The sequence below is a fragment of the Aliidongia sp. genome, assembly GCF_035943795.1.
Lineage (GTDB): Bacteria > Pseudomonadota > Alphaproteobacteria > ATCC43930 > CGMCC-115725 > Aliidongia.
Genome location: NZ_DASZBY010000120.1, coordinates 75,310 through 100,545 on the forward strand (window position 1 = coordinate 75,310; position 25,236 = coordinate 100,545).

The window sequence follows — 25,236 nt, forward strand, 5'->3', positions numbered from 1 at the left end:
ACCAACTCCGAGACTTCGTCTACCGAGCTGCTGCAACCCGTCGCCCGCCCCGGCGTACTCGACATCGCACCCTATGTCGGCGGCGAGTCCAAGGTGCCCGGCGTCAATCGCGTCATTCGCCTCGCCTCGAACGAAGGCGCGCTCGGGCCCAGCCCGAAGGCGATCGAGGCCTACAAGGCGCTGGCCGGCGAGATCCATCGCTACCCGGACGGTGGGGCAGCAGAACTCCGTGCCACCCTCGCCACCCGCTTCGGGCTCGAGGCGGAGCGGATCGTGTGCAGCGGCGGGTCGGACGAGCTGATCACCATGCTGGTCCGCGCCTATGCCGGCGCCGGAGACGAAGTGCTGTACAGCCAGCATGGCTTCCTCATGTATCCGATCGCGGCCAAAGCCGTGGGCGCCACGCCGGTCACGGCGCCGGAAACCGACCTCACGACCGACGTCGACGCCCTGCTGGCCGCGGTGACCGAACGGACCAGGCTGGTGTTCGTCGCCAACCCGAACAATCCGACCGGCACCTACATTCCCGCAGCCGAGATGGCACGGCTTCATGCCGGGCTGCCATCCCATGTCGTACTGGTGATCGACGCGGCCTATGCCGAATTCGTCGGCCAACACGACTACGAGCCCGGCATCGAACTGGTCCGGCGCACCACCAATACGGTGATGATCCGCACCTTCTCCAAGATCTACGCGCTGGGCGGCATGCGGGTCGGCTGGGCCTATTGCCCGGACAACATCGCCGACGTGCTGAACCGGATCCGCAATCCGTTCAACGTTAATGCCGCCGGCCAGGCGGCCGCCGTGGCCTCGCTCGAAGATGTGGAATTCGCGGAACGCAGCCGCGCGCACAACGACAAATGGCTGCCTTGGACCAGTGCCGCGCTGACTAGGCTCGGCCTCAAACTGACGCCCAGCGTCGGCAATTTCCTGCTGGCGGAATTTCCCGAGGCGGCCGGGCACGATGCCGATGCCGCCTGGGAATATATGAAGTCGCGCGGCATCCTCGTCCGCAAGATGGGCGGCTATGGCCTGCCGAACGCTTTGCGCATCACCATCGGCACCGGCGACGAGATGAAGGCAGTGGTCGACGCCCTCAGCCTGTTCCTCGGCAAGTCGTGACGGCCGCCGCCTTCCAGCGCATCGCGATCATCGGGTTCGGCCTGATCGGCTCGTCGCTCGGCCGGGCGATCCGGCAGCACGGGCTGGCCGGTACCTTGGTCGCCGTCGACCGCGACCCGGCCGCCCGGGCCGAGATCGAGACGCTGGGCCTGGCCGACCAGATCAGCGGCGATCTGGCGGGTGGCGTCGCCGATGCGGACCTCGTCATCCTCGCGACGCCGGTCTCCACCTATGCGGAAATCGGCCGGACCATCGCGCCGGCCCTGAAGCCAGGGGCGATCGTCAGCGATGTGGGCTCGGTCAAGCGCATGGTCCTGCGCGACCTGGCACCGGTCCTGCCGGCCCATGTCCATCTGGTGCCCGGCCACCCGATCGCCGGCACCGAGAAATCCGGCCCCGGCGCCGGGTTCGCGAGCCTGTTCGAGGGCCGCTGGTGCATCCTGACCCCGGAACCGGCGACCGACCGGGCCGCCGTCGCCGCGGTCAACGCGCTGTGGCATGCGATCGGCAGCGACGTGGTCGAGATGGACGCGGATCATCACGACAAGGTGCTGGCGATCACCTCGCACCTGCCGCACCTGATCGCCTACACGATCGTCGGTACCGCGGTCGACCTGGAAGAGGACATCAAGTCGGAGGTCGTCAAGTTCTCGGCGAGCGGCTTTCGCGACTTCACGCGCATCGCCGCGTCCGATCCGACCATGTGGCGCGACATCTTCCTGAACAATCGCGAGGCGGTGCTGGAAATGCTGCAACGCCTGACCGAGGACCTGTTCGCGCTGCAGCGGGCGATCCGCTGGGGCGAGGGCGATTTCCTGCACGAGCGCTTCACCCGCGCCCGGGCGGTCCGCCGCAGCGTGATCGAGGCGAAGCAGGCCTGAACGGCCGGCGCCTTACCAGTCGATCCGGTTCAGCTTGAGTAGCCGGGCCGGTCCCAGGAAAATCGCGTTGGCCTGGACCGAAACGGGGGTCTTGAGCTGCGGTGTGCCGTCCGCGCCGCGCTGGGCCATCATCGACAGCCCCATGCGGGCGAGCGCCGCGTCGTTCTGCTTGATGCCGCCGCTGGCGATCAGCGCATCGAGGATCGCGTCGTAGCCCATGATGCGGGCGCTGAACGCACCCAGCGGCTGCATGTCCTTGTCGAGGGTCAAGGTGCCGTCCGCCGCGAGGCTGAGGGGTCCCCAGGCGAGATCGACGCTCTGCAGCTCGATGGTGCCGCCGTCGTCCCGCCAGCCCGCCAGCGCGTCCGCCAGCTTGCCCGGCGGCACTGGTCCGCGCCATGTGGCATCGAGCTTCAGATGGTCGACCTGCTGGCCGAGCGGCACCACGCCGGCCGCCAGTGTGATCTGGTGCGCCCGTAAACTGATCGAGAACAGGGGTTCTTCGTGCGCATGCGGCGGCGTCGGCGGCAGGCGCAGGTCCAGGGTGGCGGCTGCCAGTTTGGCGGTCCGGTCACCCGACGTGATCGACAGACTCTCGACCTGGATATCGGCAAGCTGGCCGCCCGGTGTGGCGCCTGGCCCCAACACCGTGCCGAGGGTGCCCTTGAGGCTGCCCAGCACGAGGGTTCCCTGCGGCGCATCGATCGAAACGCCCGCGGGCAGTGCGAAGCGCCAGGCATCGAGCTGCCAGGGCCGAGCCCATGCGATCGCCGTCGGGGCCGTCAGGCGGGCCTTGGCCATGTGGGGCAACCCGTCTACCGCGAGATCGGAAAACCGGACCTCGAGCCGCAGGGGAAAGCCGCCGGTCGTCTCTGCTCCATAGGACAGGTTCGTCCCTCGGTCGCGCTCGCGGGCGATATAGGTGTCCACGCGGCTGCGCGCCCGATGGGCAAGCATCAGCCAGGCGGTGGAATAGAGGACCACAAGCGCGACGATGACGGCGACGCCGGTGGTCAGATTCAAGCGGGGGCGGAACATGGCGCGCGGTTATACGCGCGTTCGGATGCCGGGTCGATGGGCAAGGCGTCGCGCCGGCGGCGGCCCCGCCCAGGGGTCTCACGCGGTTCGGGCATGCCTCGTCGGCGCCGCGTCGCCGAGCACGTCGAAGGTCCGCACGCCGACTTCCGGCGGCATGGGGGCAAGCCAGGGCGACGCTGAGAGCGTCGCCTGCGCATCCGACAGGCCTTGGGCCCATCGAGCCAGCATGGTCGCATGGCCGAATTCATAGTCCTTCGCCGACCCCTGGTCGTGGGTCGGGCGGTAGATCAGCTCGACGATGTCCATGGTGGTGACGCAGGCGAATTCGTAGAGGATCTGGCCCTCGGGCGTCTGGCGCACCTCCGGCAACTGTTCCAGCAGATCGTTGATGATGTGCCGCACGTCGTGCATCGTCCGGGCCGTTTCGGTGCCGGCGCGAGTGCGGCTCGAATAGCGGATGTCCTTTTCGCGCTCGCCGACCGTATCGAGGTCGGTCGGCAACGGCCCGCGCGCATTGAACAGATCGACCTGGAAGGTCAGACGGCTGCGCCGCGGCAGGGTATCGATGACGTATTGCAGCGGCGTGTTCGAGACGAGCCCGCCGTCCCAATAGAACTCGCCGTCGATCTCGACCGGCGGGAAGCCCGGCGGCAGCGCGCCGCTTGCCATGACGTGCTCGGGCCGGATCGTGATATCCGCATTGTCGAAATAGGCGAAATTGCCGGTGCGCACATTGACCGCACCGACGCTGAAGCGGACTTCGCCTGCATTGATCCGATCGAAATCGACCAGACGCTCGAGCGTGCCCTTGAGCGCCGTCGTATCGTAGTAGCTGAGCGGCGGCGGATTCAGCAGCCAGCTCAGCACCGGCTTCGGTGCGAAGAAACCAGGCTGGCCGAACAGCACCGCATGGGCGGCGCTGAGGCTGGGCGTATCGAGCGCCTTGGGCAGGCCGGGCCAGAGCGGCGGCGGCGAAGTGATTTCGTTCCAGAAGGCCCGCAGGCGGTCGACCCGGTCTTCCGGCGCATTGCCGGCGATCAATGCCGCGTTGATTGCGCCGATCGAGATGCCGGCGATCCAGTCCGGAGCATAATCGGAGGACGCGAGCGCCTCGTAGACACCGGCCTGGTAGCTGCCGAGCGCACCGCCGCCCTGCAGGACGAGGGCGACCTTCTTGTCGTAGGAGGCTGGTCGGGGCGGTGCGGCGAACGGTGCCATGGGATCGTCTCCTGGTCGTGGCGCGAAACCGGGCGGCTGGCCGCCTTCATCAGGACAGAAGGCGGCCGGCGGGAGAAGTAAAGTTTGCGGTATCGCCCCGGCCGTCCCGCGTCTTGCACATGGCGGCCCGGCATGCCCGGCGATTGCCGCCGCCGACCGCGCCGCGCGAAGCTCCCCATCCCTGCCCCTCCGGGACCGAACGATGATCGTGCCTCAGTCCGTCACCGCCCTGCCCGTCTCGCCGCTTCAGCGGGCGGCCCCGGTCCTGTTCGTGCTGCTGTGGTCGACCGGCTTCATCGGCGCGAAGCTCGGCCTGCCCTATGCTGGCCCGTTGACGTTCCTGGGATTCCGGTTCGTGCTGGTGGTGGCTCTGACCGCCCCGCTCGCCGTGCTGCTGGGCGCGCGCTGGCCGCGCCGCCTGGTCGACTGGCTGCACGTCGCCATCGTCGGGCTGCTGATGCAATTCATCTACCTGGGCGGCGTGTTCATCGGCATCGCCCACGGCGTGCCGGCCGGCATCTCGGCGCTGATCGTCGGATTGCAACCGATCCTGACCGCGGCCCTCGCCGGTCTGGTGCTGGGCGAACGGATCCGGCCGCGGCAATGGTTCGGCCTGGCCCTGGGTCTGGTGGGCGTGGCGCTGGTCGTCGTCAACCCGGCGCTGTTCGATCGCGATCGGCTGGGGGCCGCGGGCATCACCATCGTCGCGATGATCGGCATCACCGTGGGCACGCTGTACCAGAAGCGCTTCTGCACCGGGATCGACCTGCGGGCGACCGTCGTCATCCAGAACGCTGCCGCCGGCCTGGCCATGGTGCCGGCGGCCCTGATCTTCGAGTCCGCGGTCATCGACTGGTCGCCCCGCTTTCTGTTCGCCATGGCTTGGCTGGCGATCGTGCTGTCGCTCGGCGCCACCATGCTGCTGTTCTATCTGATCCGCCACGGCGCCGCCTCGCGCGTGTCGAGCTTGTTCTACCTGACCCCGGCGGTGACGGCCGTCATGGCCTTCCTGCTGTTCGGCGAGCGGCTGAGCCCGCTGGCGCTCGTCGGCATGGCGCTGGCGGCGGCCGGCGTATGGGCGGTCAACAGCAGCGGCCGGGACTGATGCTCTGGTCCGAACACGCCGCGGCCCCGCCCGCCTTGCCGGTTCCGGACGGCGATCTATGGGTGTTCGGCTACGGCTCGCTGATGTGGGACCCAGGCTTCCCGCACGACGCGATCGTACCGGCAGAGATCGAAGGATACAGCCGTGCCTTCTGCGTGCGCTCGCACGGGCATCGCGGCTCGCCGGTGCGGCCGGGGCTGGTGGTCGGGCTGCAGCCGGGCGGTCGATGCCGCGGCCTCGCCATCAGGGCGGAAGCGCGGCACAAGGCCTCGATCCTCGACTATCTCTGGCGTCGCGAGATGACCCTGGCGGACGGCTACGCACCGCAGCGGGTGGTCGCACGGCTGGACGATGGACGGACGATCCGCGCGCTGACCTTCGTCGCCGACCTGGAGCACGAGGCCTATGCCGGCGCGCTCTCGGTCGAACAGGCGGCCCGACGCATCGCCACGGCAGAGGGCCAGCGCGGCACGAATCGGGACTATCTGGCGCGCACGCTGGCCCGCCTGACCGAGCTCGGCATCCAGGATCCCGGGCTGACGGCACTCGGCGAAGCCGTCGTCGCCCTCGCTTGCCGGCCCGATCCGCAATTCCCCTGTTGACTGCCACCGCCGTCTGCGCAATCTGCCCCACGCTCCCGCCGGGTGGAGCAGGACAGGGTGGGGACGCCAAGGGATGACGGAGCAGACGCAGAACACGGACGGCCAGTCGACACGGCCGATGTTCTTCAACAAGCTGATGACGTTCGACCGGGAGATTCACGCCAACCTGAAACTCGATACGAACAGCGGTTTCGAGTTCGCGGCGCGCGCGCACCTGGTCCCGATCACGATTTCCGAGTTCCGCTACGTTGCCCGGCAATACCCGATCATCTTCAGCAGCGGCGCCATTCCGATGCCCTTCGCCGTCTTGGGACTGCGCGAAGGCACCAACCTGATGGTGGGTGCCGACAACCAGTGGCGCAATCGGACCTATATTCCGGGTGCCATCCACACCTATCCGTTCATCCTGCTGCCGATCTCCAAGGATTCCGACGAGATCTCGCTCGTGGTCGATCCGGGTGCCAAGTGCCTGGGCGATACGGGCGAAGCCTTGTTCGCCGACGGCAAGCCTACGCCGGTCCTCAACCGGATCATCGAACTGACCCAGACATTCCGGGCCGGCATGATTCGGACGATCGCTTTCGGCAAGATGCTGGCGGAGCACAAGATGGTGGAGGCGCGCGGTGTCGAGTTGACGCTGCAGGACGGCAGCAAGTTCCGGGTCGACAATTTCCTCACCCTGTCGCCGGGGAAGATCGATGAGGCCGCCAACAACATCTTCCTGCGCTGGCGCAAGGAGGGCTGGATCCTGCCGATGTTCCAGTACCTGCAATCGATGGATTCCTGGTCCATGCTCGGCGACCTGGAGAGCGAGCGCCGCGCCGCCGAAGCGGCCGCGAAAGCCTAGATCCGAGAAACGAGGCCCGTTCGGGACGGGCCCGTTTCAGGCATGTGCGCTCTCGGCATAGGCCGCAAGGACGTCGTCGACCGCCCCGAACAGTCGGACCTGGCCGCGCTCCAGGAACAAGGCCTTGTTGCACCATTCCCGAACGATCAGCTCGGAATGGGATGCCAGGACCAGGATTTTCGATCCCGACACGAAGCTCGCCAGCCGGTGCCGCGCCTTTTCCAGAAAATAGGCGTCGCCGGCCAGCAGCCATTCGTCCATCAGCAGAATCTCCGGATGGACGCAGGTCGCGACGCCGAACGCGAGCCGCATCAGCATGCCCGATGAATAGCTGCGGATCGGCATGCGCAGATAATCGCCCAGTTCCGTGAAGGCGGCGATCTCATCGAGCTTGCCGGCCATTTCCTTGGGCGCCATTCCCATGTAGACGCCGCGCAGGATGATGTTTTCATAACCGGTGGCGTCGTGATTGAGGCCCAGCGCCGAATCGAACAGCGGCGCCACCTTGCCGTCGACCTGAACCAGGCCGACGCTGGGCTCGAACGTGCCGGCCAGCACGCGCAGCAGCGTTGTCTTGCCGGCCCCGTTCGGACCGATGAGCGCCACCCGGTCGCCTTCCTCGATATCGAGGTTGATGCTGTCCAGCGCATGGACCACCAGGCGATGGCTGGCGTCGGCCAGAATCCGCCCGCCGGCGCCCGCGCGCATCAGGGTCTTCTTCAGCGACCGGCTGCCGCCTTGGTAGACAGGGAAATCGACGGAGACGTCGCGGAGTCGGATCGCAGTCAAGAAACCTTACACCCAGTAGGCTATGCGCGCGCGGAAGCGGGCAAAGAACGGAAAGGCGATCAGCCAGGACAGCGCGGTGACGCCGAGCGCCATGGCCCAGGAGGTTCCCGACGCCCATTCGCCCAGCAATGGCGCGCGGACGAGATCGATGAAGCAATTGAACGGATTGTAGAGCGCCAGCGCGATGTTCTCGCCGAGCAGGTCGGGGCGCCACATGATCGGTGTCATGAAGAAAATGACCTGCAGCAGACTGGCGACGACTGGCGGCACGTCGCGGAAGCGCGCACAGACCGCCGCCAGAATCAGGCCGGCCGGCACCATCGCGAGCAGCAGCAGCAGCATGCCGGGCAGGACCATGAGATCGGCCCAGTCGACCGTCACCCGGAACCAGACGGCGACGACGAGGAACACGACGAGATTATGGCCGAACACGATCAGGTTGCGCGCGATCACCCGATAGAGATGAACGGTGAGCGGCATGCGGATCTGCTTGATCACGTGCTCAGCCGCGATGAAGGCTGTGCAGGATTCCGTCAGCAGGGCAGAGACCAGTCCCCAGGTCAGGATCCCGAGCGAGAGATAGGGCAGATAGGTCTCGATATCCATCTTGAAGAGCCGGGAATAGAGCATCCCCAGGCTGCCGATCATGATGGCGGTACTAAGCGTCAGCCAGAACGGCCCGAGTACGGAACCCCGATAGCGCTGTTTGATGTCGCACCAGGCGACGAGGCCCCACAGCCACCAGTGCACCAACCCGCTGACGATATCCCGAAAGGCCAAGGTGGCGCGCGGCAGCGGCCGCCCCAGAGACACCTGCCGTACGGACGGCGCATCGGCTAGATCGAAACCGGTCACCGGCAAAACCACTCCACCATCATCATGCCGCTCATATTCCCCGCGCCCGCTCCTCGTGATGCTCCAGCCACCGAACCCGGGCCAGACGTCGCGGCTGAACTGTCGGGCGATGCGCCCGGCCGCATGTTCGATCGACGGATCCGCCGATCCATATCACGATAGTCATAGGTCTGTTGCGGATCGCAGGCCGGCACCAGTGAATAATCGATCAGCATCGAATTGTCGCGGTTCATGAAATCCAGATTGCCGAACCATCCGGTCGCGATCACCCGTTTGCCCAACTGCATGGCCCGCCGGCACCATCGGCTTCCGCAATCAAGCTCAACGGGAAAATCCGCAAGCGACCCCGTCTTTTCCAGCTGCTCCGGACATGCCCGCAGCAAGCGGTCGCATGGCACAACCCGCGGCAATGCACCGTCAAAGTCTTTCCCGACTGCGCAATTCGGCTATGCTCGCCTGGAGGATCGATCGGCGCCCAGCCGGCGGGGAGGACAATTGATCGAACGATTCGCGTTTCTGCCCGGCGAGCGGGCGCGCCCATCATGAAGCCGGCATCCCGCACCGCCCTGGCGTTCGGCGTTTCCGGGCAGGACGGCGCCTATCTGGCAAAATTGCTCATCGATCAAGGCTACGAGGTTCACGGCACCTCCCGCGATGCCGACGGCAGTTCCTTTTCCGGTCTGCGCGCCCTCGGCATCCTCGACCAGGTTCGGCTGCATTCCGCGACGCTGTCGGAATTCCGCAGCGTTGCGCAGACGGTGCAGAACGTGCGTCCGTCCGAAATCTTCAATCTCGCGGCACAATCTTCCGTCGGCCTGTCGTTTCAGCAGCCGGTCGAGACGATCGACAGCATCATGCACGGCACGATCAACATTCTGGAGGCGATCCGCTTCCTCGGGCTCGAAACGCGTTTCTACAGTGCGTCTTCCAGCGAATGTTTCGGCAATACCGAGGTGCCGGCCAACGAGAGAACCCCTTTTCACCCGCGCAGCCCCTATGCCGTCGGCAAGGCCGCGTCTTTCTGGGCCGTCGCCAACTATCGCGAAGCTTACGACCTGTTCGCCTGCTCGGGCCTGTTGTTCAATCACGAGTCGCCCCTGCGTCCGACCCGTTACGTGACCCAGAAGATCATCCAGGGCGCGGCCGACATCGCGGAACGCCGGACCGACACGCTGACGCTGGGCGCGCTCGACCTGACGCGGGACTGGGGCTGGGCTCCGGATTATGTGGATGCTATGGCGCGGATGCTGAAGCAAGACACGCCGGAAGATTTCGTCATCGCCACCGGCGTCGCCTACAAGCTGCAGGATTTCGTCGATACGGCCTTCCGCTGTTTCGGCCTCGACTGGACCAAGCATGTCGAAAGCGACTCCGCCTTCATGCGCCCGTCGGACATCTCGCGCAGCGTTGGCGATCCATCCAAAGCCAAGCGATTGCTCGGCTGGGCCGCGACGACGAAAATGCCCGACCTGGTGGACAAGCTGGTCGAGGCAGAGCTCATTCGCCGCAGCCTGCAAATCCGCTAGCCGTCGGACGACATCGATGAGGCAGCTCGTGGAGCAACGCGCCCACCGCCACCGACCCGGCACGCGCGCGCACTTCCGTCGGATCTGCCAGGCCGTCGGCGAAGCCTGCGGCCGGCGCCGGGTCCAGACAAGCACCCGCCCGGCATGTGTCCCGTCGCGGAGCCGGATATCTCTTTGGAAGGGGCGGATGGGCAGCCGTGTCGATTGACAGTCCCATGCCGTCCACCGAGTATTTTCTTCATGCCATTCTGCCATTCCCACCACCTGCGGACGATGAGAGCGGCCCGATGATTCATTTCTGGGACCGCGTGACCGCGCCCGTGATCGATGCGCTTCGCCCCCGCACCATCCTGCAGATCGGTGCCAAGGACGAGCATGCCACGCGGAAGCTGATCGAAGCGGCCATCCGGATCGGTGCCACGGTTCATGTCGCCGCCCTCGATCCTGCCTTCGACGTTGCGGCGGCCCGGCGCGACGCCGGCGATCGCCTCGTCGTGCATCCGGCCCGCGGACGGGACGTGGTGCCGCTGCTGGCCACGCCCGAGTTGATCCTGATCGACGACGATCCCAACTGGTACAACGTCCACGGTCTGCTGACCGCCGTGGAACGGCAGGCTCGAGGCGGCAACCGGCCGTTCCCGACCGTCCTGGTGACCCAGACCGGCTGGCCCTACGGCCGTCGCGATTCCTATGACGAGCCGAGCGCCATTCCGGAACATTTTCGCCAAGCCTACGAGCGGGCCGGCATCGTCCCGGGTAGCAGCACTTTGTCTGCCCAGCACGGGATCTTCTGCGATCGCTTCAACGCGGCAGCGGAGAACGAAGCCCAGAGCGGCGTCCTGACCGCGCTCGAGGATTTCCTCGGCGATCGGCCGGGCCTCTTCGCGATGAGCCATCTGCCGATGTTCCATGGCTTGACGCTGCTGCGGCCGACCGGCGGCCCGGCCGAGCCTGCACTGCAGTCGATCCTGTCCATCCTTGCGCTCGGACGATCGGCGATGGCCCTTGCGGTCGAACTCGAGGCAGCGCGTGTCGCGCTCGAGATCGACGGCATCGCCCTGCGCCAGGCGCTTGTCCAGGCGACCTATCGCAACGACGCTCTGCACCAGGCGTTGCGCGCCGAACAAAGTGCCGCCCCCTCCGAAGAGGCTGGAGAGGCCCGCGCAGCTGCGCTGGCCCACGCCCTGCTGCGACGGCTTCGACGCGCCGCCGCCGCCCGCCTGCGCAATCTTGCGACGACCGGCGCGTCCTGAGACCTCCGTTCAGACGCGGCGCAGCGCGCGGAACCCGGCACGCAGGATGCGGGCGACCAGCCGGGCTGCCGCGAACAGCAGCGGTCGATCGAACAGCATCCGCGCGACATGCTCGACCCGGACGGCCAGGAAATGCGCCGCGAAGGCCGCCGCCGTGTTCGCCGCCGCCCCGGACGCCTGAGGCGCTCGGACCCCGAGCTGCCCCGGAAACTGGATTGCGCGAAGCCGGTCGACGATGCGCTGATAGTCGATTTGCCGAAGGGCCGCTTCCAACCCGGCGCGGATCTCCCGGGCAGATCGGTCGGCCCCGTTGTCCGGCGCAGGCAACGGCACCGAATCGTCCCACCGGGCAATCGTCCGCAATTGCTGGATCAGATCGGTGGTGGTTTCGTAGAAATGGATGTTGGGCGTGCGATCCTGGCTGTCCCACAATTCCTCGAACACCGGCAGTCGACGCACATAGAGCGGGCGGCGCGCTGCGAGAGAGTTCAGGACCGGGATCCCGAATCCTTCGTAGTGGGACGGGAAGACGATCGCGTCGGCATCGGCATAGTACGCCGCGAGCTCCGCCTCGCTGAGCGTTCCCACGACGACACCGGTCAGGTTTTCCAGATCGTCCAGCCCGTGCGGCGCCAGGGGATCGGCCTTGGCATGGGCGACCGACTTGATCTGCCCGAGTGCCACGATCGACCGATCCGGAAAAGCCGCGGCCAGCGCGTTCGCCGTAGGGGCGGTATATTTGTGCGGGAAATGGTTGCCGATGACGAGGAGCATCGGTGGCGAACCCGGATGGCGTCCGGAAACACGTGCGCAATCCGTCAGGCGATAGTCCGCCACATTCAGGGACAGCAGCGACTGGACCTGGACGACATGATCCGGAATCCGGAAGCGGTGGCTCAGTTGCTCGCTGGTCTGCCGGCTCAGCGCCACCATCACGTCGGTATGGGTGAGCGCGAATTGCCAGAGATTGTAGAGGTGGGGCGACGTCAGCTGGGTGCAATCGATGGAAATCGTGTCGAGCATGTAGATGCCGAGCACGGCACCCTTGATCACAAGCCGCTGGATGGTCTCCCAATCATACGGCTGGCCGACCCGGAAGATGACGGCAAAGCGTTCCGGCCCGTGAGGATCGCAATGCACGGCGCCGAGCCCGCCATAGCCGTGGAAATCATGGGTTTCCTGCGAACACAGCACATGGATCTTGAACCGATCGGCCCACGCCGCGACCGCAGCCTGCAGCAACTGCTTGCCGGCCTGATAGGTTCCATTGTGCTGCGGCCCGAAAGTGGAGAAATCGAACGCCAGGTCGAGCCGCCCCGCCCGGTCCGGCGTCAAGGTGCCGAGCAGCGTTTCGGCCAACGTTTCCGGCGCATGGAAATGCGCGCCGGTATAGGCGCCATATTCTGGATAGCGCGTGTCGAGGATCGCGCGGTTGACCGGCTCCCACTCGGCTTTGGTCACACCGGCACTGCTGAAGGAGCGCTCGCTTTCGTGCCAGACGAACGCCTTGTTCGCCAGGGCAACGCGATAGCCGCAACGGCTGGCCCGCATGACGAGGTCGTTTTCCTCGTTGTAACCATGGCCGTAGATTTCGTCGAACCCGCCGAACTCGGCGAGGATGGCCCAGCGGACCAACATGCAGAACCCGACAGCGGTCGGAGCATAGCTGAAGGCCGGCAGCCGGGCCGCGAGCGCCGCGTAGGCCTCGCGGGCAGCATCGGGCGCGTCTTCCAGTCGGGCAGGCGGAACCGGCAGCGTGGTCAGGGTGGCGTTGTTCGAGCGCGGACTGACGAAGCCGATCATCGGATCGAACGCCGCGATCCGGACCATCTCCGTCAAGGCGCCGGGCGTGACGATGGTATCGGAATTCAGCAGCAGCAGATCGCAACGGCGCTCGACCGCTTCCGCGATCGCCCGATTCATGGTCTTCACGAAACCGAGGTTGACGGGGTTGCGGACGAGGCGGCACGGGAACATCGCCGCTGCCCGCGGCACCATCGCGTCGAGCGCTGCCGCGAGCGGCAGGTAGTCCGGCGAATCATCATAGAAGATCACTTCGGCCCGGATCGCGGCGACATCCGCGCTGCAGGCGATGAGCGAACCTACGACCGATTCGACCAGCAACTCGTTCTTATAGAAAGGAATGGCGATCAGCACCGATCGCTCGGCACTCGCGGGCGGCACCGGGCGCGCGAAATGCTCAGCCTGAATCTCCATCGATACCATTATAAGTCGTCTTCTCCGCCATGCCGCCCGTCTCGCCTTGTATAGAGTGGGCGCTTGTTCGCGTAAACGACGACACCGGACGAAGACTGCCGGAGACGGAATAGTTGCTGAAGTTTTGCGAGGTTGCTCAGGCGCCGGCCAGTCTCGAATATTTCCGCCGTCGGCGTCAGGCCAGGGGCGGCACCGCCGGCCAGTTTCCCGGAATTTCGCGGAAGCTCGTTCACCCATGTGCTATGCCGGTTCCAAGCGAGAGGACGGCCTGGACCGTCACCGTCACGGCCCAGCAGGTGTTGATCGATGACTGAAAAAAAAGCCGGTTCGCCAGACAGCGTGGAAGGCTGGGTCGACGGCTATCTTCAGGGCGAGATCCAAGGCTGGGCCTGGCGACCGGAGGATCGGGACCAACCGGTCGAGATCGAGGTCCTGATCGGCGATACCGTGGTCGGGCGCGGCGTCGCCGACATGATGCGCGCAGACTTGATCAGCGCCGGGAAAGGCCCCTGCGGCTTTATCATTCCGCTCGCGCTCGAGGCGGCGGGCCAGATCGATCTCATGGTCCGGGCAAAAGATGGTGATCTTCTGCCCAACGGCGCACTCACCGTCGATCAGGCCGTTCAGGCGCCGCCTTCCGATCCGCCGGGCGGGCGCGACGCCACGCCCCTGTCCGCGCGCCTGGGTGGTGCTGCCGGCGTGACCGGCTATCTCGACCGTTTCGGACCCGACCTGATCTTCGGCTGGGTATTTCATCCGGAACACCCGTCCGATCCGGTCAAGATCGACCTGTGGGAGGGGGAGCGCCTGGTCGGCAGCTTCATCGCCGACATCTGGCGAACCGATCTCGAGGAATTGCACCAGGGCGATGGGCGCTGGGGGTTCGATGCGCACTTCCCGCAGGCGCTCGAGGACGGCGAACCGCATACGATCGACCTGCGGCTGGGCGATGCCTCGATCCTGTCCGAACCCTTGTCGCTGCGATTTCCCGCACGCGAGCGGGGGCCGGAGCTGCCGCGTCCGCGGCCCGATGTCGACGAAGACAGCCGCGCGGCACGCAGTCGCCCCTTGCGGCGGCCGGCCCCCGCCGAGCCCCTGTTCACGATCATCGTGAATTTCTACAACATGCGCCGCGAGGCCGCGCGCACGCTGACCTCGCTTACCCGCGACTACCAACGCGGCATCGGCGACCTGCCCTATGAAGTGCTGTGTATCGACAACGGATCCTCGCCACCGCTCGAAGCCGACTGGGTCGAGAGCTTCGGACCGGAATTCCGCCTGATCCGACCGGTCGAGACCCTGCCGTCGCCCTGTCGCGCGCTCAACCAGGCCGCGGCGGAGGCCAAAGGGCGCTATGTCGCCATCATGATCGACGGGGCGCATCTGCTGACTCCGGGGGTCTTCCGCGAAGTCTGGGACGCCGTCGAAGAGACGCCGGATGCGGTCATCGCGCTGCGGCAATGGTTCGTCGGCGGCGACCAGCGCTGGCTGGCGTCGGTCGGCTATACGACGTCCCAGGAAGACACGCTGTTCGACAAGATCGGCTGGCCGATCGACGGGTACAGGCTGTTCAGGATCGGGACGCCGGTCTGGGAAAGCCCGTACCATTGGTTCAACGGCATCATCGAGAGCAATTGCCTGTTCCTGCCGCGCACGGTCTATCAGCGGATCGGCGGCATGAATGAGGCGTTCGGCGAGCCCGGCGCCGGCTATGCCAATCTCGATCTGTTCAAGCGGGCGGTCGCCGCGGTCGACGAGCCGGTCGTGGCGCTGCTGGGGGAAGCGTCGTTCCACCAGTTCCACGGCGGCACGACGACCAACGTTTCCGGGGACGAGAAAGACCGTCGCGTCCGGATGTACGAGAACAATTACGCCCAGATCCAAGGGCAGATGTTCTCGGGAGTGAAGGAGCAGGATATCCGGTTCCGTGGTCAGCATCGCGTCATCACCGGCGTCATCGCTCGCCACCGGCCCCTGTCTCCGGCCCGCATGGGGATCACCGAGCGGGTCCGACCGGGATCGCCGCCGCTCCATCTGGGCGACATGGCAGTCGACTATCTGCGCTCGACCTATGCCGAATGCGGGCTGAACCGCACGACCCGATGGCTCGGCCATGAGCTCTCGCTGGCGCCGTCCGACGTCCTGGCAATTCAGGAAATCATCCATCAGCAACGGCCGGACCGGATCGTGACGGTCAATGTCGAGCCGGGCGTGCTGCATCTGGCCGATGCGGCCCTGCGCCTCGCCGACCTGCCCCTGAGCCGGATCGTCGGCGTCGGCGACGAGGTATCGCCGGCGGAGCACCTCCCCGCGACCGTGCGGCCCATCGTCGGCGCGGCGGGCACCCCCGAGACGCTCGCCGCCATCGACCGCGCCCTGGGCGCCGCCGAGCGCGTGCTCGTGCTGTTTCAGCCCAGCGCCGGCGACCATTTCCCGATCGCGGCACTGCGGACCTACGCGCGTTTCGTTTCGCCCCGATCCTACCTGGTGTTCCTGGGCTCGGTCTTCGGTCAGCCCTGGCTAGGCTATTCCAAGAACTGGTACGCGAAAGCCCTACGCACCCTCACCGAGCAAGCGCCGTTCGCGATCGACGAGACCTGGACGCCGCATCTGATCACCACCTGTCCGCTGGGCTTCCTGCAGCGCATCGGAGATTTCGCCTCAACCAGCCACGACGCCGATGCGTTCGACGCTTCGACCGTTCGGTGAGAACACGACATGCATCGATTTTGGGCACGCCACATCAAGCCGATCGTCGAAACGCTGGCACCCCGGCGGATCATCGAGGTCGGCGCGGAATTCGGCTGGAACACACGCCATCTCCTGGCCTATTGCCGCGAGACCGGCTGCCGGATCGACATCATCGATCCGGCACCGCACCCGGCGCTGCACGATGTGCGAGCGGCCTATTCCGAAGAGCACGCCTATCACCCGCTGAAGAGCGTGGAGGCCCTGCCGCTCGTGGCACCGGCCGATCTGGTCCTGCTGGACGGCGACCACAATTGGCACACGGTCTATAACGAGTTGGCCCTGATCTTCATTCGCGCGGCAGAGACCGGGACTCCGCCCCCCGTCGTGCTGTTCCACGACGTCGCCTGGCCCTATGCCCGCCGCGACATGTATTACGCGCCGACGAGCCTGCTCGAGGCCGACCGGCATCCCTATGCCTATCGGGGCATGCTTCCCGGTCGATCGGCCCTGATCGATACCGGCCTCAACGGCCATTTCGCCAATGCCTTGCACGAGGGCGGCCCGTGCAATGGCGTCCTGACCGCGGTCGAGGACTTCAAGGCCAGTTCCGGCGTGCCGATGGCGCTCTACCAGCTGCCATTCTTCAACGGTCTCGGCATCCTGGCGCCGGACGTTCGGATGACCCCCGCGCTCCAGGCGGTCATCGACGGGTTCTTTTCCGGAACCGCCTTGATGGAGACCTGCGTCCAGCTGGAACGGGACGGCATGACCGTACGGGCCGAGCTTGCGACGATGCAGGCCAATCTGACGCGGAAGACCGAGGCACTGATGCGCGCCCGCGCGCTGATCGTCGAGTTGCAGCAGGAACTGGACGGTGCCCGCCGGTCCAGCCCGGTCGACTGAACCGGCCTTACGGCGCGGCCGGCGCTTCCCGTTCGATGAGCATGTCGGCCGACACGGTCGCATCCTGCCCCGTCGCCGCCGGCATCCCGAACAGCGGCCGCCGCGCCAGCCGGGCGGCTGCATCCTTGCCGTATTTGCGCAGAGGCCGTTCGACGAAGCGATAGTTGAGTTCGGCCAGCGCCACGAGCAGGAACAATCCGGTCGCGACGAATCTCAGCGTGTAGGTCGAGGTGAACACCGTCCCGGCAGGCACCGTCCGGAACCAGAACTCGCGCGTGACGACGAACGCGAACAGGTGGACCAGATAGAGCGCATAGGACCGGCTGCCGATCCATCCGAGCACCCGCTGCAGCACCGGGTAGGGGAACAGATAATCCCGGTCATAGGACGCGATCAGGACCAGCGCCCCGCAGAGCACGGCGATGACATCGACGTTGTGGGATACGATCAACTGTCCGAACACCGCCAGCGAACTGATGAAGCCCAGAAGCACCACGAGAGCGACCAAGCCGAGAGCGCGATGACTTCGCAGTACGACCGGCTCGAACAGGGCATGAGCCGCCTGCTCGCTGAAAATGGCGAGCAGGACGCCCACCAGAATTGCATGGACGCGGAAGGTCATCAGCAGCGTGGTCTGCGGCAACAGGAAGACCCCGAACGTGATCGCCAGCACCGCAACGGCCAGCCAGCGGCGCGACAGGAAGACCAGGAGCGGCAGGACCAGGTAGAACTGCTCCTCCAGCGACAGGCTCCAATAGTGGGTGCTGACACCATAGCCGAACTGCTTGAAGCCGGCGGCGAACCGGACGTTCGCGATGCTCAGCATGCCGGCAATGGTCGATTCGAAATTGGCATGGAACGTGTCGAACACGCCCGATCGGTTGAAAGCCGCAGACCCCGCCAACATGATGAGCAGCCATAGCCAGGCCGACGGCAGCAGCCGCCAGACCCGACGCACCCAGAAGACCAGCACGGCGCGGACGAATTCCAGCGAGCTTTCGCATTGACGCAGGCTCGGCAACAGGGTGCGGGCGATCACGAAGCCGGAAATCGCGAAGAACAGATCCACGCCCGGCCACAGGCTGAAATAATTGTCGAAGATGTGATCCCAGGCCGGAATCTTCCACGGGAACAAGCTGTTCCGCGCATGGAAGAGAATGACGAAGATCACAGCGACGCCGCGCAGGCATTCGATATCGGAAATTCGACGGCTCGCGTGCATCCGCGTTATCCTAGTCCTTTCCATTTGCTCGATCAAACGACGATCGGCGCCTGTTCCATCGGAAAGCTGGACGGCGCGAAGAACCAGCTTTCGACGGCCCAGCGGCTCTTGGTCATGCCGGGACGGACGCCGGTCCGATGCAGCATCAGTTGATCGAACAACAGGGCGTCGCCGGCGGCAAACACCGGGCTGACGACCTCGGCCCCGCCCTGTTCCAGGATCCCGACCATGCCCGGCCCGACCGACCAGTCGAAATAGGCGCCGTGGGATCCGCATTGCACGACATAGGGCAATCGCCGGGCCACGACATCCAGCCCCGGCGCATCCTCGCCGCAATCGGACAGGCTGAGCCAGACATTGACCGTCCGCACCGACGGTCCGAGAAACGAGCCATCCTGATGCCAGTCGGTATTCGTCGTACACGGGACGCGGCGCAGAGTGGATTTTCCGATCGACAGGGCCGGCCGTTCGCCGAGCACGCCCGCGATCACGTCGACAATGCCCTTGCCGTTGAACAGCTCGACCAGATCGAACAGCACCCGGGGCGAATCCGCCGTCCAGGCACCGCCGCCGCTTTCGACCCAACCGCGGCGCGATGCGAGCGTTTCCTCGGTGACCGCCTGGGCGTACCAGGGGTTCGTCTCGTCGAGCGGAGCCCCGGCATGGAAGGCATCGCGTGCCGCAAACGCCCGGTCGATGTCCTGACGCAACCGTTCGGCCTCGCCCGCCGAGGCCAGCCCGCGCACCCAGAGGGCGCCATGGTGCAGGATGGCGCCACCCAGGATCTCGGCCGTCAGCGCCTCGGCCTCGACCTGCGGCAGGCCTGGATGACCGGGAAAGGGATCGGCATATTCGGGGGGCCAAACCACGCGCGGGCGCGCGGCATCGAGCGCCGCGAAAGCCGCGGTTCGCCAGGTGACGAGCTGGCGTTCCAGTTCCGGTGCCCGCAAGGTGCGATTGGCCTTCGTCACCCAGTCCACCGCCCGCAGGATCGCGCCTTCTGCCACCATCGACCGGGCCTGATCGAGGATGACCGACACGTCGGTCGATGTCGTGTCGATCGGGGAAAGCGACATTGCCGGGCCTGCTCCTGCCGGATGCGAAAATACGAGGGACATGCTGGAGCCGCGGCCGGGATAGTCAAGCGCAAAGCGCTGCGGATCTCCTGGCCACCGCCCGATCGCCTTTCTAGAATGGGCCGGATCGACGCCCGATAGGACAACAAGCGTGAGTCTCGCATATCGCGCGAATGGCGCCCTCGCCCGCGCCGCTGCTTGGGGTCGCCGCATCGTCGGGCGGCCACCGGCGGCGGCGAGGATCTATCTGCACATCGGCCGCAACAAGGTCGGCTCGACTACGTTGCAGGACTTCTTCCGCGACCATCGCGCGGCGTTGGCAGCAGGCGGCGTACGCTACGCCCTGTTCGGGCACATGAAGGACAGCGTACCCGGCATCGTGGGCTTCGGCCACCAGGACGAGCTCGCGGCCTTTGCGCGCGCCCATCCCGATGCGGCCATCCTGGTTTCCAACGAATTCATGTTCGGCTGGCCGCGCGAATATACCGAGAGCATGGTCGCCGGGCTCAAGGGGCTGGACGTGCGGGTCATCGCCTATATCCGGCCCTACGACGCCTGGACCTGCTCGAGCTATGCCCAGGACGTGCGCAACGGCGAGAGCCTGCGCGATTTCGACAGCTATTTCGATTGGGTCCGTCCGCGCATCTCGGCATGGCCCTACCTGGAAGCCTGGGGCGAGGGCCTGGGCTGGGACCGGGTCCGCGTCCGCTCGATCGATGGCCGGGGAGCGGGCTGGGCTGGGCTCGTTCCAGACTGCCTCGCCGCCATGGGCCTGGATCCCAGGCTGGGCAAGTCGGCGCCCGCCAGCAACCAGGCGCCCCATTGGTCGACGATCGAGTTGCTGCGCGCGCTGATCGTCCGGAACCTGGAGGAGCCTTGGAGCGAAGCCGGTTGGGCCATCGCCCAACCGCTGCGCCAAGTGTTCGAGGATTGCCTGACGGCACGGCCGGCGTTCGATCCGAAAGTGCAATACCTGACACCGGCCCAGGCCAAGGAACTCGCGGCGCTCTATAATCGCGACATCGAAGCGATCGGCCGACGGACCGGATTTACCTTCATTCCGCAGGACACAGGTACTGTGCCGGACCGGCCGTTCCTGCCCGCGTTCGGCCGGATCCCGCCGGAGATCCGCCAAGCCTTCGCAGATCGCGTAAGCGCGCCCGATTTCATCCGACGATACCCGGAAGCAGCCGCCGCTGCCCGGTCCCGCGGATTGCTGTCGTTCGACGGCTAGTCAGTGCCCGATCACACCCTCGACCCGATGGAACGGTCGCACGCGATCGATCAGACCGGCGATCGCCGGTGACAGCAGCACCGCCCCCAGCATGTTCGCCACGAAGACGAAGGTCAGCAGCAGGCCCATGTCGGCCTGGAAGCGCAGGCCGGACAGGATCCAGGTGCAGGTGCCGGCCGCGAGCGTCAGCCCGGTCAGCAGGATCGAGCTGCCGGTCTCGCGCAGCGTCTGCAAATAGGCCTCGGCGAAGCTGCGGCCGCCGCCCAGGTGGGAATTGAGCCGGCTGAACATGTACATGCCATAGTCGACGCCGATGCCGACTCCGAGCGCCGCGACCGGCAGGGTCGAGGTCTTCAGGCCGATGCCCAGCATGGCCATGATCGCGTCGGTCAGCACCGAGACGAGCACGAGCGGGATGATCACGCAGATCGACGGTGCCAGCCCGCGGAACATCACCAGGCAAGCCGCCAGCACGACGCCGTAGACGTAGAGCAGCATCGGCGTCTCGGCCGCACGCACCGTCTGGTTGGTTGCCGCCATCACGCCGACGTTGCCGGTCGCCAGCCGGAACGTGACCTTGGGCGACGGATGCGCCTTGAACCAGGCCTCCGCCTCGGTGGTTACCCGGTCGATCGTCTGGGATTTATGGTCGACCGTGAACATGATGATCGGCATGACCGAGCAATCGTCGTTCAGGAGGCCGGTCGAGGTCTCGATCGGCGCCGAGGCGCGCACCAGCACCCGGCTGTCGCGCGGCAGCTCGCGCCATTTCGGATTGCCTTCGTTCCATCCGGCATTGACGATCTTCATGGCGGTCGGCAGCGACAGGGTCGAGCGCACGCCGGCAACGTTCCGCATGTGCCAGTCGAAGCGGTCGATCGTCTCGACCACGTCATGGTCGACGCAGCCGTTCTTCGGCCCTTCGGCGATGACCTGGATGATGTCGACGCCGATGGCGAAGGTCCGCGTGATGAAGGCTGCGTCCTTGTTGTAGCGGCTGTCGCCCCACAGCTCCGGCACCCCGGCGTCGAGGTCGCCGACCGCGCGGTGCTTGGCCTCGATCGAGGCGAAGCCGAACACGGCCACGGCGATCGCCACCGCCGGAATGGCGCCCTTGGGGGTCGCCAGCACGGCGATCGCGCGCCAGACGCCGTCGAGCCGCCCATAGGTCTTCGCCATGCGCTGGCTGTATTCGGGTCCGAGCGGCAGCAGGCTCATGAGCAGCGGCAACATGAACAGGTGGGTGACGATGATCAGCACCATGCCGAGACTGGCCGCGATCGACAGCTCACGGATCGACGGCACGTCGATGAGCGTGATGGTGAGGAAACCCAGCGCATCGGCCACCAGCGCGCCCACCCCGGGGATCAGCAGCCGGTTGAACCCGGCGAGGCTCGCCGCCTTGACGCCATGGCCCTTCGCCATTTCCTGGGTCAAGGTGCCGATGTTCTGCACGCCATGGCTGATCGCGATGGCGAAGACCAGGAACGGCACCAGGATCGACAGCGGGTCGATGCCGAAACCCAGCAGGACGAGCAGCCCCAGCTGCCAGATCACGGTGACGACCGAGACGCCGAGCAGGGTCACGGTCAGTGCCAGGGACCGGCCATAGAGCGTCACGATGCCGGCGGTGATGAGGAAGGCCAGGCCGAAGAACTTCAGCACGCCGCCGGCCGCATCCGCAATGTCGCCCATAACCTTGGGAAAGCCCAGGATATGGACGTCTGCAACGGGCCCGTCGTATTTGCCGCGCAGGTTCTTCTCGAGCTCGGCCGCGACCTTGAACACGTCCGGCCGCTCGCCCGTCGCCGGGTCGCGCTCGACCAGCTCGGCCGAGATCATGGCGCTCGAGAAATCGGCCGAAACCAACCGGCCCAATTGGCCCGACTTCAGGATGTTCTTGCGGACCTCCTCGATGCCTTCGGGGGTGGCCTTGAACGTGCCCGACACGACGTTGCCGCCGGCGAAACCGTCGCGCACGATCTCGATGAAGCGGACGTTCGGCGTGAAGATCGAGGTGACCCGCGACCGGTCGACGCCGGGCACGAAATAGGTCTCCTCGGTCGCCTTCTTCAGCACGTCGAGGAATTCGGGCGTGAGGATCGAGCCGCTTTTCGAATGCAGCGCGATCAGGATGCGGTTGGCGCCGCCGAACTGCTGTTGATACTGCTTGAAGGTCGCCATGTAGGGATGGGATTGCGGCAGCGTCTTGTCGAACGACGCGTCGATCCGGAGCCCCGACGCGGCCCAGCCGAGGCCGAGGGTCACGAGCGCGAACAGGATCAGCAGGGTCCGGCGATAGGCGAACAACGCGTCGCCCAGGCGGGGAATGAAGGCCCTGGCCATCACGGTGCGGCCCGCAGCGTCGCCGCGTCGAGCCGGCTCGCGCCCCGCTCGCCCAGCAGCACCGCGACACCGTCGACCGGTAGCACGGCGGTCAGCGCCGTCGGCGTCTTCAGATGCCGCGGCAGGAAATGGCCGCCCGCGCCGTCTTCGACCAGGATCGTACCATTGAGCCCGACCGCAATCAGGCGGCCGTCTTCGAGCAGCGCCGCCGAGGTCAGGCCGGAACTCTGGCCGGTCTCGATCGGCCGCCAGGTGGCGCCGGCGTCCGCCGTCTCGAGCATCTTGCCTTCCAATCCGAAAACCAGCCAATCGTCGGCCGATTTGGCCGTGATCCCGAAGAAGGATCCGGCATAGGACGCCTTCACGACCCGCCAGGTCGTGCCCTGGTCACCGCTGACGAGGATGCGGCCCGCCTCCCCGACCACGACCCAACGGTCTGCCGCTGCAATCGCGGCCGCATAGAGATGGGAATCGGCGCCGTCATCGTCCGCGTCGGGCAGCTTGGCCGGCTGCCAACTCGCCCCGCCATCCGCAGTCACCAGCAGCAGTCCATAGGCACCCCCGGCGACGCCGTGAAGCCCGTCGGACGCCAGCGCCACGGTCAGCAATGGTCCGGCATCGAGGTCGCGTTCGATCAATTGCCAATGCTGGCCGCCGTCGTTGGTCCGGAGCACCGTGCCGTCATGACCGACCACGAGACCGTGCTTGTCGCCCGCAAAGCTGACGGCGGTCAGCAACACGTCGACCGGGCTGGGCTGCTGAACCCAGCTCGTGCCGTCGTCGTGAGAAAGCAGGATGATACCGTGCTCGCCGACCGCGACCAGGGCCGAGCCGGCACGGGCGACGCCCAGCAGCAGGCTCTGGGCGGCGAGCGGCACGATTTCCGCCGGAATTGGCGGATGATCCTCGGCCGCGGCAGCGCCGCAACCGAGGAGGAGTACCGCAACCAGTGACGCCCCTTTGAAAAGATTAGCGAACACCAGCATTCCTGAGCGTTTCCGGAGTGAAATCTTCCGGAGTGTATTTGACGGAAAAATCGATCGGGGCAGATTCGTTATTGAAGCCGATGGCGGTATATCGGCCGGACTGGAGATCGTAGATCGAATCGACGGCACTATCGGAGGCCGGGACTTGCCAGTACTCGATGCCGTAGCTGTCACCGACGCGCCACAGCTGGCCGCGCTGGTCGTAGCTGTCGGACGTGACGGCTCGCCAGGTATCCTCGTCGAGATAGAACACGCGTTTGGCGTAGAGGTGACTGACACCAGGCTTCAAGGTCGCTTCCACGACCCAGACACGATGCAGTTCGAAGCGCAGCAGGTCGGGATTGAGAAACTTCGGCTTGATCGCATCGGCGCTCTTCGTCGTGTCCGAGGCGAGCTTGTAGTCATTGTAGGGAACGTAGAGTTCCTTGCGGCCGATCAGCTTCCAGTCGTAGCGGTCGGGCGAGCCGTTGAACAAACCGAACTGGTCGTTGGTCCGCAAGCCGTCCGATGCCGTGCCGGGATTGTCGTAGGCAACGTTGGGCGCGCGACGGACCCGGCGCTGACCGGGATTGTAGGTCCAGGCCTGGCGCGGCTCGGCGACCTGGTTGATGGTGTCATGGACCAGCAGCACTTCGCCGGCGAGGCGGGCCGGACCGGTCACCGCCTGTTCGAAGAAGGTCTGGATATTGCCGGTATCCAGACCCGAGGCATAGGCGGACAGGATCTTTTCCTCGATGGTGATCGGCGTGTAATCGCCGCCCTCGGTCGGGTTGACCTGCAGGACCGTGCGGTGCGAGGCGAAGCCCGTGAAGTGCAGCAGATGGTTCCAGATCGCCTCGAGCCCGCTCTTGGGGATCGGGAAGGGCACGCCGCGCTTCGCCCCTTCGACGCCATTGCCATCGGGCGTCAGCTTGGCGCTGGACGCGTTCGCAATGGCCGCGTCCTCGATCACCTTCGGCATCGCCGCCGTGCGGTGGGTCGGGTAGACGTTCAGGAAGAAGTCCGGATAGCGCGCCAGCATCGCCTTCTGGCCTTCGGTCAGCTTGTCGGCATATTGCGCCATGTTGGCGGCGTTGATCTTGGCAAGCGGCTTCTCGGCCGCGAACGGATCGGCCAGATGGTCGCCCGGCTTGTAGCCGGCCGGCGGCGTTGCGATGCCACCCTCATAGGCCGGGATCGTCTTGTCGGCGTTGCCCGCCTTGATGGCGCCCATCGGCGTCAGCGTCTTGCCGAGATCGGCGGCAGTCTGCGCCATCGCCGGCGCGGCGATGAACAGCGCCGACGCCAGCAATGCCGTACGGTAGGTCTTCAAAGCCCAGGTCATC

Annotated in this window: 21 protein-coding genes; 10 read left to right on the forward strand and 11 right to left on the reverse strand. The window is 66.1% G+C overall.

Features of this window, described 5'->3' with window-relative positions; genetic code table 11:
- Window positions 1-27 precede the first annotated feature (27 nt).
- Window positions 28-1,122, forward strand: coding sequence for a histidinol-phosphate transaminase (gene hisC / locus VGV37_RS23965; protein ID WP_414638089.1), 1,095 nt, complete (start codon window positions 28-30; stop codon window positions 1,120-1,122).
- Window positions 1,119-2,003, forward strand: coding sequence for a prephenate/arogenate dehydrogenase family protein (locus tag VGV37_RS23970; protein ID WP_326882308.1), 885 nt, complete (start codon window positions 1,119-1,121; stop codon window positions 2,001-2,003). The genes hisC and VGV37_RS23970 overlap by 4 nt, the downstream gene beginning before the upstream one ends.
- A gap of 12 nt (window positions 2,004-2,015) precedes the next feature.
- On the opposite strand, the gene VGV37_RS23975 is transcribed toward VGV37_RS23970, so the two are convergent.
- Together VGV37_RS23975 and VGV37_RS23980 are read right to left on the reverse strand one after the other, a co-directional pair.
- Window positions 2,016-3,026 (reverse strand): DUF2125 domain-containing protein, encoded by a 1,011-nt coding sequence (locus VGV37_RS23975; protein WP_326882309.1) that lies wholly within the window; start codon window positions 3,024-3,026, stop codon window positions 2,016-2,018.
- Between the two features lie 93 nt (window positions 3,027-3,119).
- Window positions 3,120-4,259 (reverse strand): patatin-like phospholipase family protein, encoded by a 1,140-nt coding sequence (locus VGV37_RS23980; RefSeq protein WP_326882310.1) that lies wholly within the window; start codon window positions 4,257-4,259, stop codon window positions 3,120-3,122.
- Window positions 4,260-4,461: 202 nt separating this feature from the next.
- On the opposite strand from VGV37_RS23980, the gene VGV37_RS23985 reads away from it, so the two are divergent.
- From VGV37_RS23985 to VGV37_RS23995, 3 genes are all read left to right on the forward strand, one after another.
- Window positions 4,462-5,364 carry a DMT family transporter gene (locus VGV37_RS23985; RefSeq protein WP_326882311.1) on the forward strand — a complete coding sequence of 301 codons (903 nt, stop codon included), beginning with the start codon at window positions 4,462-4,464 and terminating at the stop codon, window positions 5,362-5,364.
- Complete coding sequence (locus VGV37_RS23990; RefSeq protein WP_326882312.1) at window positions 5,364-5,966, forward strand: gamma-glutamylcyclotransferase; 603 nt, start codon at window positions 5,364-5,366, stop codon at window positions 5,964-5,966. Before VGV37_RS23985 ends, VGV37_RS23990 begins: the two co-directional genes overlap by 1 nt.
- Window positions 5,967-6,039: 73 nt before the next feature.
- Window positions 6,040-6,813 carry a SapC family protein gene (locus VGV37_RS23995; protein ID WP_326882313.1) on the forward strand — a complete coding sequence of 258 codons (774 nt, stop codon included), beginning with the start codon at window positions 6,040-6,042 and terminating at the stop codon, window positions 6,811-6,813.
- 36 nt (window positions 6,814-6,849) lie between these two features.
- On the opposite strand, the gene VGV37_RS24000 is transcribed toward VGV37_RS23995, so the two are convergent.
- Genes VGV37_RS24000 through VGV37_RS24010 form a run of 3 tightly spaced genes read right to left on the reverse strand, consistent with a single transcriptional unit; the run spans window position 6,850 to window position 8,744 of the window.
- Entirely contained in the window at window positions 6,850-7,602 is a 753-nt protein-coding gene (locus VGV37_RS24000) for an ABC transporter ATP-binding protein (RefSeq protein WP_326882314.1), read from the reverse strand.
- A gap of 6 nt (window positions 7,603-7,608) precedes the next feature.
- Complete coding sequence (locus tag VGV37_RS24005) at window positions 7,609-8,457, reverse strand: ABC transporter permease (RefSeq protein ID WP_326882315.1); 849 nt, start codon at window positions 8,455-8,457, stop codon at window positions 7,609-7,611.
- Window positions 8,454-8,744: a hypothetical protein gene (locus tag VGV37_RS24010; protein WP_326882316.1), complete on the reverse strand. Its 291-nt coding sequence runs from the start codon at window positions 8,742-8,744 to the stop codon at window positions 8,454-8,456. Before VGV37_RS24010 ends, VGV37_RS24005 begins: the two co-directional genes overlap by 4 nt.
- 255 nt (window positions 8,745-8,999) lie before the next feature.
- Between VGV37_RS24010 and VGV37_RS24015 the strand changes: the two genes are divergently transcribed.
- Window positions 9,000-9,983: a GDP-mannose 4,6-dehydratase gene (locus VGV37_RS24015; RefSeq protein WP_326882317.1), complete on the forward strand. Its 984-nt coding sequence runs from the start codon at window positions 9,000-9,002 to the stop codon at window positions 9,981-9,983.
- A 287-nt stretch (window positions 9,984-10,270) separates the two neighbouring features.
- Window positions 10,271-11,236, forward strand: coding sequence for a hypothetical protein (locus VGV37_RS24020; protein ID WP_326882318.1), 966 nt, complete (start codon window positions 10,271-10,273; stop codon window positions 11,234-11,236).
- Between the two features lie 9 nt (window positions 11,237-11,245).
- On the opposite strand, the gene VGV37_RS24025 is transcribed toward VGV37_RS24020, so the two are convergent.
- Window positions 11,246-13,453, reverse strand: coding sequence for a glycosyltransferase (locus tag VGV37_RS24025; RefSeq protein ID WP_326882319.1), 2,208 nt, complete (start codon window positions 13,451-13,453; stop codon window positions 11,246-11,248).
- Between the two features lie 306 nt (window positions 13,454-13,759).
- Between VGV37_RS24025 and VGV37_RS24030 the strand changes: the two genes are divergently transcribed.
- Both VGV37_RS24030 and VGV37_RS24035 read left to right on the forward strand, forming a co-directional pair.
- Window positions 13,760-16,162: a CmcI family methyltransferase gene (locus VGV37_RS24030; RefSeq protein WP_326882320.1), complete on the forward strand. Its 2,403-nt coding sequence runs from the start codon at window positions 13,760-13,762 to the stop codon at window positions 16,160-16,162.
- Between the two features lie 9 nt (window positions 16,163-16,171).
- On the forward strand, window positions 16,172-17,047 hold the full coding sequence (locus VGV37_RS24035; RefSeq protein WP_326882321.1) for a class I SAM-dependent methyltransferase: 876 nt from the start codon (window positions 16,172-16,174) through the stop codon (window positions 17,045-17,047).
- A gap of 7 nt (window positions 17,048-17,054) precedes the next feature.
- On the opposite strand, the gene VGV37_RS24040 is transcribed toward VGV37_RS24035, so the two are convergent.
- Both VGV37_RS24040 and VGV37_RS24045 read right to left on the reverse strand, forming a co-directional pair.
- Complete coding sequence (locus VGV37_RS24040; protein ID WP_326882322.1) at window positions 17,055-18,269, reverse strand: acyltransferase; 1,215 nt, start codon at window positions 18,267-18,269, stop codon at window positions 17,055-17,057.
- Between the two features lie 32 nt (window positions 18,270-18,301).
- A complete protein-coding gene (locus tag VGV37_RS24045) occupies window positions 18,302-19,345 on the reverse strand; it encodes a phytanoyl-CoA dioxygenase family protein (RefSeq protein ID WP_326882323.1) in 1,044 nt (347 codons plus the stop codon).
- 151 nt (window positions 19,346-19,496) lie between these two features.
- Between VGV37_RS24045 and VGV37_RS24050 the strand changes: the two genes are divergently transcribed.
- A complete protein-coding gene (locus VGV37_RS24050) occupies window positions 19,497-20,579 on the forward strand; it encodes a hypothetical protein (RefSeq protein ID WP_326882324.1) in 1,083 nt (360 codons plus the stop codon).
- Here the strand turns inward: VGV37_RS24050 and VGV37_RS24055 are convergent, their stop codons facing one another.
- Genes VGV37_RS24055 through VGV37_RS24065 form a run of 3 tightly spaced genes read right to left on the reverse strand, consistent with a single transcriptional unit; the run spans window position 20,580 to window position 25,235 of the window.
- Entirely contained in the window at window positions 20,580-22,925 is a 2,346-nt protein-coding gene (locus VGV37_RS24055) for an efflux RND transporter permease subunit (RefSeq protein ID WP_326882380.1), read from the reverse strand.
- Window positions 22,925-23,905: a WD40/YVTN/BNR-like repeat-containing protein gene (locus VGV37_RS24060; protein WP_326882325.1), complete on the reverse strand. Its 981-nt coding sequence runs from the start codon at window positions 23,903-23,905 to the stop codon at window positions 22,925-22,927. Before VGV37_RS24060 ends, VGV37_RS24055 begins: the two co-directional genes overlap by 1 nt.
- The gene (locus VGV37_RS24065) at window positions 23,895-25,235 is read right to left on the reverse strand and encodes a DUF1329 domain-containing protein (protein WP_326882326.1); all 1,341 of its coding nucleotides are present in this window, start codon (window positions 25,233-25,235) and stop codon (window positions 23,895-23,897) included. The genes VGV37_RS24060 and VGV37_RS24065 overlap by 11 nt, the downstream gene beginning before the upstream one ends.
- Window position 25,236: the final 1 nt, after the last annotated feature.